We start from the raw sequence: 9,099 nt of genomic DNA on the forward strand, positions 1-9,099 counted from the left end.
GAATGTCCGCACCCGCGGGGTGCGGCGTTCAGTGGGACCGGGCGCAGGGGATGACGGAGGCGATTTCCTCGCGCATTACCTCGACCACGTCGTCGATCTCCAGCCCTTCGGCCGTGACCAGCACGTCCTGTCCGCGGCCGATCGCGTAGACCACGCCGCGCCAGTGGCCGGGCTCGACGGCCTCGCACAAGCGGATATTGAATTCGGTGTCCTGATCCTGGCTATATACCGTCACCAGGTCGCCCACCTGGGGATTGCGCACCGCTTCTCCGTCGAACGCCCGGGCCACCACGGTCACCGGCGACTGCGTCAGCCCCCTGGCAAATCTTGCTCGCATGGTTCGCTCCTCTGTTTGCGATCCAAGTCCAGCTTACAAGAGGCCCGACAAATAACCAGGGATTTCCATCGAAAAGTGGAACCTGATGCGCTTTGCGCCTGTCAGACGCCGCCGGATAGACAGCGCGCGCAGATCGACCACAATAAAAGCACCGATCTTCGAGGAGACCCAACATGGGCAGCAACATACACGTCGTCCCGCACAACGAGGGCTGGGATGTCATCCACGAAGGCGCGCGCTACGCTGAATCGCACCATGCCACGCAGGAAGAAGCCGTCGCGGCCGGCGCCATTCAGGCGCAGCGCGAACATGTCGAACTGCTGATCCACGGCCGCGACGGCCAGATCCGGGCGCGCAACAGCTTCGGCCACGATCCGCGCGCCATTCCGGGCTGATCTTCCACGCGCGCTGCGTTGGTCAGTCCGCACCCCGCTACTTCTGCCGCGGGGGCACCAGGCCCTGGCCGGGCGCGCGCAACTCTCCCGCGCGCAGCAGCCGCACCGCGCAGGCCAGCGCGCGCGCCACGTTGTCGACCTCGCCTTGCATGCCAGTATCCTTGTCCAGCGTGGCGTGGCTGGTGGCATAGGGTTCGTAGTAGCCGATATAGCGGTCCAGCCGCGCCTGCGGGCCCGCCTCGATCAGCCCCATCCAGTCCAGCCAGTCGGACAGCGCGCGGCGCACGCCCTCGATGCCGGCCACGTCGCCGTGCACCACCAGGCCGTAAGCGCGCCCGGACAGGTGCTTGGGATAGTCCCAGCCCGCCAGCTCGATCGTCTTGGCGCGCACCACGTCCTTGCCGTGCGTGCTGGTGGGATCGGGATTGCCGCCGTCGGCACACACCAGCCGGTCCATCATCAGCTTCAGCGGGCTGGCGGCCTGGTACCAGTACACCGGCGTGACGATCAGCACGCCATGGCAAGCGGCCCAGCGCGGATAGATCTCGTTCATCCAGTCGTTGACCTGGCCCAGCGCATGGTTGGGATAGCAGCTGCATGGCCAGTGGCACAGCGGCATGGCCGTCGACACGCACGCCTTGCACGGATGGATGTGCAGGTCCGCGTCCGAGGTGAGGTGGCTCAGGTCGAGCAGGTCGACCTCGACGCCATCCGCCTCCAGGCGTTCCCGCGCGCGACCGGCCAGTCGCCAGGATTTCGACATCTCGCCCGGGCAGGTGTAGTCGTTGCGGGCCGCGCCACACACCAGCAGCACGCGCGACGGCGTGGCGGGATCGGCCTGGCGCTGCTGTGCGATCCGCACGGCCTCGCTGGCGGCGCGCCATTCATCCGAAAGGTCGTAATCAGGGTCTGCATAGCCAGGCCCCGCCTTATGCGTCTGCGGCGCCTTGCGGCCTTCCTGGTAGGCGTCCCAGGCGATGCGCTCGAGGCGGTCCAGGGCCTCGTCCTCCTGCCGGTACGCAGGGTCCGTGAAGCGCGCGAGAAAGCGCTCGCGGAAGGCATCGCGCGGCAGCGGGCCGGTCACCTGCCCCTTGCGCACATCGTCCGGGTTGCCGGGGTGGCGCGGCGCGCGCGGGGCATCCTGCAACGGCCGGGGTGGCTTGCGCGGGTGCTCTGGCATGGCGGTCTCCGTACGGGTGGTGGTGCGGCAGAGATGCAAGATGAGCGCCATCGCCCGGGCGCGGCTGGTCCCGCTTGCCGCCAGTCGTGGCAAACGCGCGCAGCGAGGCCGCCCCCCGGGCGTTCTTTCCATCGGCACGGCGCGCGCAGGTAGTTTTTACAAGCAGTTCCGCATCGCGCACATGGCGGGCAGCGGCGTAATCCCTTGAGGCGCCTCGGCTCGGCGCGTAACGGCGCCGGGCCGGGCGCGCTGGCACGCACTTCGCATGGAGGTGCCATCCCGCCGGCTGGCCGCGAGGCGCCGGTTCGGGATTTTGTTGCTCCGCCGGAGCGAAACACCGGGAGGACTTTGTGCGGATCTGCCAGATCGACCTGACCGGAGCGCCCGATGCCGATCAGCACGCACTGCAGCGCGTGGCGGCCCTGGGCTTCGACCACGTGCTGATCGGCGGCTGGCCGCACCTGCCTGGGGAACACACGCTTGCGGCCTGCGCCCGGCATGGGCTGGCGCCGCTGCTCGATATTTCGCTGGACCGCTATCTGGCCGACGGTGCCGCCGGGACTGACAACCTGCCGGACGCCGCCTGGATCGACACCGCGTCGCCGGCCTTTGCCCCCCACGAGACCGACAACCATATCCCCGGCACGCGCCTGCGCTGGCACGACCACCATATTGCCGAAGCGCTGGGGCAGTGGTGGGCGGCGCGGCTGCGCATGGCCTGGGCGGCGGGCGCCGCGGGGTTCTGCTGCCGCGCGCCGGCACGCGTGCCCGGCAGGTGCTGGACCGCGCTGCTGGAAACCCTGCGCAGCGATGCCGTGCCGGCCCAGGCCCCCGGCAGGCCGCGCTTTCTTGCCTGGACGCCGGGCCTGACGCCGGCGCAGTTGGACGATCTGGCGCCGGCGGGCTTCGACGGCGCTTTCTGCTCGCTGCCGTGGTGGGACTACCGCAGTGCCTGGCTGACCGAGGAGATGGCGCGACTGCGCCGCTTTGGCCGGGTCCTGGCGGCGCCGGCATTAACGCCGTCCAGTCATGACGCGCTCAGCGCGCGGCGCGCGCTGTGGACGGCTGCGGCCATCGGCGACGGCATCCTGGTGCCGGCGGGCTTCGAGACCGGCGGCGCGCTCGCGCGCGATCCTCTGGCCCCTGACGGCGCCGCGCAAGACGGCGCCCCCTACGACATCACCCATGAACTGCTGGAAGCCAACACCTGGCTGGCCGCGCGCGATCCGGCGCCGGCCCTTGCCGTGCGGCTGCTGAGCGGCCCCGATGCGCCGCTGACCGTGCTGGCGCGTTTGCCCGCGCCAGACCACGACTGCGCGTTGCCCAATGCGACGGTCCAGAGGGACGACCCCGCCGTGCCTGACGGCGGCCCGGCGCTGGCCGTGGTGCTCAACCCCGATCCGATCGCACCTGGCAGCCTTGGCGCCGACCGCGTGCTGAGCGCCTTGCCGCACGCCAGCGCCCGCCTTGAACCCGCGGCAGGCGGCCCCGGCGGCACGATAGACGGCGCCAGCCGGCTTGACGCGCTTGACAGCATCACGCTGGCGCCCGCGGATATCCGCCTGTATGAAGTGCCCCCGGTGCCGCTGCGCCGGCCCGGCATGCCCCGCCCCGACGCGCGCGCGCCGCATGGCCATGAGACCCTGGCCGTGACCGGCCTCGCCAGTGCGATGGTCGCGACGGAGGCCCCGCGCATCGCCATCGAGCGGGTCGAGCCCTCCTGCGACGAAGGCCGCTTCGCGGTGCGGCGCGTGGTGGGCGAGCGCGTGACCGTCAGCGCCGACATCTGGATGGATGGCCATGACAAGCTCGCCGCAGCCGTGCTTTGGCGCGCGCCGGGCGAGACCGGCTGGCATGAAGCGCCGATGCAGGCATTGATCAACGACCGCTGGCAAGGCAGCTTCCCGCTGGTGGCGCTGGGCCGGCATGAATTCACGGTCGAGGCCTGGCGCGACGCCTTCGCCAGCTGGCTCGACGAGGTCGGCAAGAAGCGCGCGGCAGGACTCGATGTGGCGCTTGAAACCGAAGAAGGCGCGCGGCTGGTGGCGGACGCGCTGCTCCAGTCCGGCCGGACGGGCAATGGCAAGGGGAATGGCCAGAAGGACAATCAAGAGGCCCCCGCGGACAGCAAGCTGTCCGCCATCGTCGACCAACTCACCGCCGCGGCCGGCGATGACGCGCGCCGCCTCGAACTGCTGCTGTCCGAGCGCACCGCGGCGGCGATGCACGCGGTGATGCAGACGCCGGCAGGACGCCCGTTTGCTTCGCGCCATCCGGTGACCATGCCCGTCGAGGCTGACCGCCTGGCCGCGCGCTATGCCAGCTGGTATGAACTGTTCCCGCGCTCGCAGAGTAACGACGCGCGGCGTCACGGCACTTTTGACGATGTCATTGCGCGGCTGCCCGCGATCCGCGCGATGGGCTTCGATGTGCTTTACCTCACGCCGATCCACCCGATCGGCCGCACCCATCGCAAGGGCCGCAACAACAGCTTGCGCAGCGAGCCCGGCGACCCGGGCAGCCCCTATGCCATCGGCGGCGAAGAAGGCGGCCACGATGCCTTGCACCCCGAGCTGGGCACTTTCGAGGATTTCCGCCGCCTGATCGACGCGGCCGCCGCCAACGGCCTGGAGCTGGCGCTGGACTTCGCGATCCAGTGCTCGCCCGACCATCCGTGGCTGAAGGACCACCCGGAGTGGTTCGCGCACCGGCCCGACGGCTCGCTGCGCTATGCCGAGAACCCGCCCAAGAAATACGAGGACATCGTCAACGTCGACTTCTACGCGGCGCCACCGGCCGGCGCCGCGTTGTGGCAGGCGCTGCGCGACGTGGTGATGTTCTGGGCCGGCCACGGCGTGCGCATCTTCCGCGTGGACAACCCGCATACCAAGCCGCTGCCGTTCTGGGAATGGATGATCGCCGACGTGCGCGCGCACCACCCCGACACCATCTTCCTGGCCGAGGCCTTCACCCGGCCCAAGATGATGGCGCGGCTGGCCAAGCTGGGCTTCAGCCAGTCATACACCTACTTCACGTGGCGCCACACCAAGTGGGAGCTGACGGAGTACATGACCGAGCTCACCCAGAGCCCGCTGCGCGACGTCTTCCGGCCGCATTTCTTCGTCAACACGCCCGACATCAACCCCTACTTCCTGCACCACGGCGGCCGTCCCGCCTTCCTGATCCGCGCGGCGCTGGCGACGCTGCTGTCGGGGCTTTGGGGCATGTACAGCGGCTTCGAGCTGTGCGAGAGCGCGCCCTTCGTGCTGGATGGCAAGGTGCGCGAAGAATACCTGGACTCCGAGAAATACCAGCTGCGCGTGCGCGACTGGCGGCAGCCGGGCAATATCGTCGCGGAAATCTCGCGCCTGAACGAGATCCGCGCCGGGCACCCCGCATTGCAGAATCACCTCGGCCTGCGCTTCTACCACGCCGGCAGCGATGCGGTGCTGTGGTTCGCGCGCTTCGTGCCGGGCACTGACTACCTGTTCGGCGACGATGTGCTGCTGGCGGCGATCAACCTGGATCCGCGCACGGCACACGACAGCGATATCGAAATTCCGCTATGGGAATGGGGCCTGCCCGACCAGGCCGGCCTGGCGGTGCAGGACCTGATGCGCGGCCAGCGCTTCGAGCTGCGCGGCAAGCACCAGCGCATCCGGCTCGACCCGGCGCAACTGCCTTTCGCGGTCTGGCATGTGCGCCCGCTGGAACGTCCCGCCCGCCGCCCACCCGTGGCGCCGGCTTCGACCGACCCGCACGGCGCCTGACAGGCATGCGTGGAGACACGGATGAGACGCCTTACCGAAACCGGCAATGCCGCCCTGCTCAACGCCGATCCGCTCTGGTACAAGGACGCGGTCATCTACCAGCTCCACATCAAGTCCTTCTACGACGCCAACGGCGACGGCGTGGGCGACTTCGCCGGGCTGCAGGCCAAGCTCGACTACCTGGTCAACCTGGGCGTGGACACCGTCTGGCTGCTGCCGTTCTATCCGTCGCCGCGCCGCGACGACGGCTATGACATCGCCGACTACCGCAATGTCCACCCCGACTACGGCACGCTGGCCGAGGCGCGGCGCTTCGTCGCCGCCGCCCATGCGCGGGGGCTGCGCGTCATTACCGAGCTGGTCATCAACCACACCTCTGACCAGCACCCATGGTTCCAGCGCGCGCGCCAGGCCAGGCCAGGCTCCGCCGCGCGCCGCTATTATGTGTGGTCCGACCATGACCAGGCCTATGCCGGCACGCGCATCATCTTCTGCGATACCGAGAAGTCCAACTGGAGCTGGGACCCGGTGGCGGGCGCCTATTTCTGGCACCGCTTCTATTCGCACCAGCCGGACCTGAACTTCGACAATCCGCAGGTGCTCAACGCTGTGCTGTCGGTGATGCGCTTCTGGCTTGACATGGGCATCGACGGGCTGCGCCTGGACGCGGTGCCGTACCTGGTGGAGCGCGAAGGCACCAGCAACGAGAACCTGCCGGAGACCCACGCCGTCATCCGCCATATCCGCGCGCACCTGGACCAGCACTTCCGCGGCCGCATGCTGCTGGCCGAAGCCAATATGTGGCCAGAAGACGCCCAGCAGTACTTCGGCCTGACCGGGCCCGAGCCGGAGGGCGATGAATGCCACATGGCCTTCCACTTCCCGCTGATGCCGCGCATGTACATGGCGATCGCGCGCGAAGACCGCTTCCCGATCACCGACATCATGCGCCAGACCCCTGAGGTGCCGCCCAACTGCCAGTGGGCCATCTTCCTGCGCAACCATGATGAACTGACGCTGGAGATGGTGACCGGCAGCGAGCGCGACTACCTGTGGGAAGTCTATGCCTCGGACCGGCGCGCGCGCATCAACCTGGGCATCCGGCGCCGGCTGGCCCCCTTGATGGAGCGCGACCGCCGCCGCATCGAGCTGATGAACAGCCTGCTGTTTTCGATGCCGGGCACGCCGGTGATCTACTACGGCGACGAGATCGGCATGGGCGACAACATCCACCTGGGCGACCGCGACGGCGTGCGCACACCGATGCAGTGGTCGCCTGACCGCAACGGCGGCTTCTCGCAGGCCGACCCCGAGCGCCTGGTGCTGCCGCCGCTGCAAGGGCCGCTGTACGGCTACGAGGCGGTCAACGTGGAGGCGCAGGCGCGCGACCCGCATTCGCTGCTGAACTGGATGCGGCGCATGCTGGCGCTGCGGCGCAAGCACCGCGCCTTCGGCCGCGGCACGCTGCGCTTCCTGTTTCCCGGCAACCGCAAGATCCTGGCCTACCTGCGCGAGTTCGAGGGCGAGCACATCCTGTGCGTGGCCAACCTGTCGCGCGCGCCGCAGGCGGTGGAGCTGGACCTGTCCGCCTTCAACGGCCGCGTGCCGGTAGAGATGATGGGCGCCACGCCGTTCCCGGCGATCGGCACGCTGACCTACCTGCTGACGCTGCCGCCCTATGGCTTCTACTGGTTCGTGCTGAGCGACGAGGCGCAGCCGCCCTCATGGCATGTGGAGGCACCAGAGCAAATGCCAGACCAGATCACGCTTGTGATGCAGAACACGGGCCGGCCCGAGCTGACCGACGCCTCGCGCCGCCTCATGGCCAGCGAAGTGCTGCCGCACTATATCGGCCGGCGCCGCTGGTTCGGCGCCAAGCATGAGCGCATCGAGCGCGTCGCGCTGACCTACCTGCTGCCTTTTGCGCGCGGCAGCGGCGGCGAGGATATCTACCTGGGCGAGGTCGAGGTGTCCCTGCCCGGGCGCACCGAACGCTACCAGTTGCCGCTGGGCATCCTGTGGGACCGCGAAAGCGCCGACGGCGTGTCGCAACTGGCGCAGGGTCTGTCGATGGCGCGCGTGCGCCAGGGCAGCCGCTTGGGGCTGGCCACCGATGGCTTCGTGGTCGAGCCGTTTGCGCGCGAGGTGGTGCGCGCGCTGCACGACGACGTGCAGATGCAGGCCGGCGACGACGTCATCCGCTTCCGCCCCGAACCCGGTCTGGCCGCGCTCGACCTGGAGCGCGACCCGATCGAGTATATGTCGGCCGAGCAGTCCAACAGTTCCCTCTCGTACAACAGCACGGCCGTGCTCAAGCTGGTGCGCCGGCTCTCGGGCGGCATCCACCCCGAGGCCGAAATGACGCGCTACCTGACCGCGCAGGGCTATGCGCACGCAGCCCCGCTGCTGGGCGAAGTGGTGCGCACCGGGCCGGATCGCGTGCCGCATACGATGATGCTGCTGCAGGGCTATATCCTGAACCAGGGCAATGGCTGGGACTGGACCCTGGACTACCTGGGCCGCACCATCGACGACGCCCTGCCCTCGCAGGAAGGCGAGGACGAGTTTGGCGAGGCCATGAACGGCTACGCCGCGCTGGCCGGCACGCTCGGCCGCCGGCTGGCCGAGCTGCATGCGGTGCTGGCGCGCCCCACCGGCGACGACGCCTTCGCGCCGCTGCCCGCCACCGATGGCGATGCGCGCGCGTGGGCCGGGCAAGCCCTGGACGCGCTGCAGCGCGCGCTGAACCGGCTGCAGCCTCCGCCCGCCACGGTGCCCGGGCCGGTGCGCCAGGCCTTCGAGGCCGACGTGCAGACCCTGCTGGCCGCGCGCGACGCGCTGCCGGCACTGGTAGAACAGCTTGCCGCCGCCGCGCCCGGCAGCCTGCAGACGCGCATTCACGGCGACTTCCACCTGGGCCAGGTGCTGATCGCGCAGAACGACACCTACCTGGTCGACTTCGAGGGCGAGCCCGGCCTGCCGCTCGACTGGCGCCGCCGCAAGACCTCGCCGCTGCGCGATGTGGCGGGGCTGCTGCGCTCGCTGGACTATGCCGCGGCCACGGTCGGCACCGACCGCCAGGAACGCACCCACAGCGAACTGCCGCCGCAACTGGCCGAACGCCGCGCGGTGCTGCTGGAGCAATTCCGCGCCACCGCCAGCGAAGCCTTCCTGAATTGCTACCGCCAGCACATGGAAGCCTCGCCCGCGCCGTGGGTGGCGCCCGACCAGCTGCAGCCCCTGCTCGACCTGTTCCTGCTGGAGCGCGCGGCTTATGAGGTCGAGTACGAAGCCGCCAACCGCGTGGCATGGATCGACCTGCCAGTCAGCGGGCTGGCCCGCCTGCTGCGCAAGCTGGCCATGCCGGGAGACCAGCCGTGATCCCCCCGGCCAACACCAGCGGTGACAGGCAGGCCG

The 9,099-nt window shown here is 69.5% G+C and carries 6 protein-coding genes; 4 read left to right on the forward strand and 2 right to left on the reverse strand.

The features are described 5' to 3' along the window. Positions 1–28 precede the first annotated feature (28 nt). Positions 29–337 (reverse strand): hypothetical protein, encoded by a 309-nt coding sequence (locus tag ACREYQ_RS25225; RefSeq protein ID WP_432260716.1) that lies wholly within the window; start codon positions 335–337, stop codon positions 29–31. 173 nt (positions 338–510) lie between these two features. Here ACREYQ_RS25225 and ACREYQ_RS25230 point away from each other — a divergent pair, with 173 nt between their 5' ends. Continuing rightward, positions 511–732, forward strand: coding sequence for a DUF2188 domain-containing protein (locus ACREYQ_RS25230; protein WP_432260717.1), 222 nt, complete (start codon positions 511–513; stop codon positions 730–732). A 37-nt stretch (positions 733–769) separates the two neighbouring features. On the opposite strand, the gene ACREYQ_RS25235 is transcribed toward ACREYQ_RS25230, so the two are convergent. Next, a complete protein-coding gene (locus ACREYQ_RS25235; protein ID WP_432260718.1) occupies positions 770–1,912 on the reverse strand; it encodes a flavodoxin family protein in 1,143 nt (380 codons plus the stop codon). A 40-nt stretch (positions 1,913–1,952) separates the two neighbouring features. Between ACREYQ_RS25235 and ACREYQ_RS25240 the strand changes: the two genes are divergently transcribed. From ACREYQ_RS25240 to treS, 3 genes are all read left to right on the forward strand, one after another. Then, on the forward strand, positions 1,953–2,120 hold the full coding sequence (locus ACREYQ_RS25240; protein WP_432260719.1) for a hypothetical protein: 168 nt from the start codon (positions 1,953–1,955) through the stop codon (positions 2,118–2,120). Between the two features lie 142 nt (positions 2,121–2,262). Beyond that, entirely contained in the window at positions 2,263–5,682 is a 3,420-nt protein-coding gene (locus ACREYQ_RS25245) for an alpha-1,4-glucan--maltose-1-phosphate maltosyltransferase (RefSeq protein ID WP_432260720.1), read from the forward strand. 21 nt (positions 5,683–5,703) lie between these two features. After that, positions 5,704–9,063: a maltose alpha-D-glucosyltransferase gene (treS, locus tag ACREYQ_RS25250; protein ID WP_432260721.1), complete on the forward strand. Its 3,360-nt coding sequence runs from the start codon at positions 5,704–5,706 to the stop codon at positions 9,061–9,063. Positions 9,064–9,099: the final 36 nt, after the last annotated feature.

This window comes from Cupriavidus sp. TMH.W2 (assembly GCF_050847365.1).
In the GTDB taxonomy this organism is placed as follows: Bacteria; Pseudomonadota; Gammaproteobacteria; order Burkholderiales; family Burkholderiaceae; genus Cupriavidus.

What these genes read in the sequence shown, in the direction of transcription:
- ACREYQ_RS25225 (WP_432260716.1), bottom strand. Translation starts at nt 337, where the DNA reads ATGCGAGCAAGATTTGCCAGGGGGCTGACGCAGTCGCCGGTGACCGTG.
- ACREYQ_RS25230 (WP_432260717.1), top strand. Translation starts at nt 511, where the DNA reads ATGGGCAGCAACATACACGTCGTCCCGCACAACGAGGGCTGGGATGTC.
- ACREYQ_RS25235 (WP_432260718.1), bottom strand. Translation starts at nt 1,912, where the DNA reads ATGCCAGAGCACCCGCGCAAGCCACCCCGGCCGTTGCAGGATGCCCCG.
- ACREYQ_RS25240 (WP_432260719.1), top strand. Translation starts at nt 1,953, where the DNA reads ATGAGCGCCATCGCCCGGGCGCGGCTGGTCCCGCTTGCCGCCAGTCGT.
- treS (WP_432260721.1), top strand. Translation starts at nt 5,704, where the DNA reads ATGAGACGCCTTACCGAAACCGGCAATGCCGCCCTGCTCAACGCCGAT.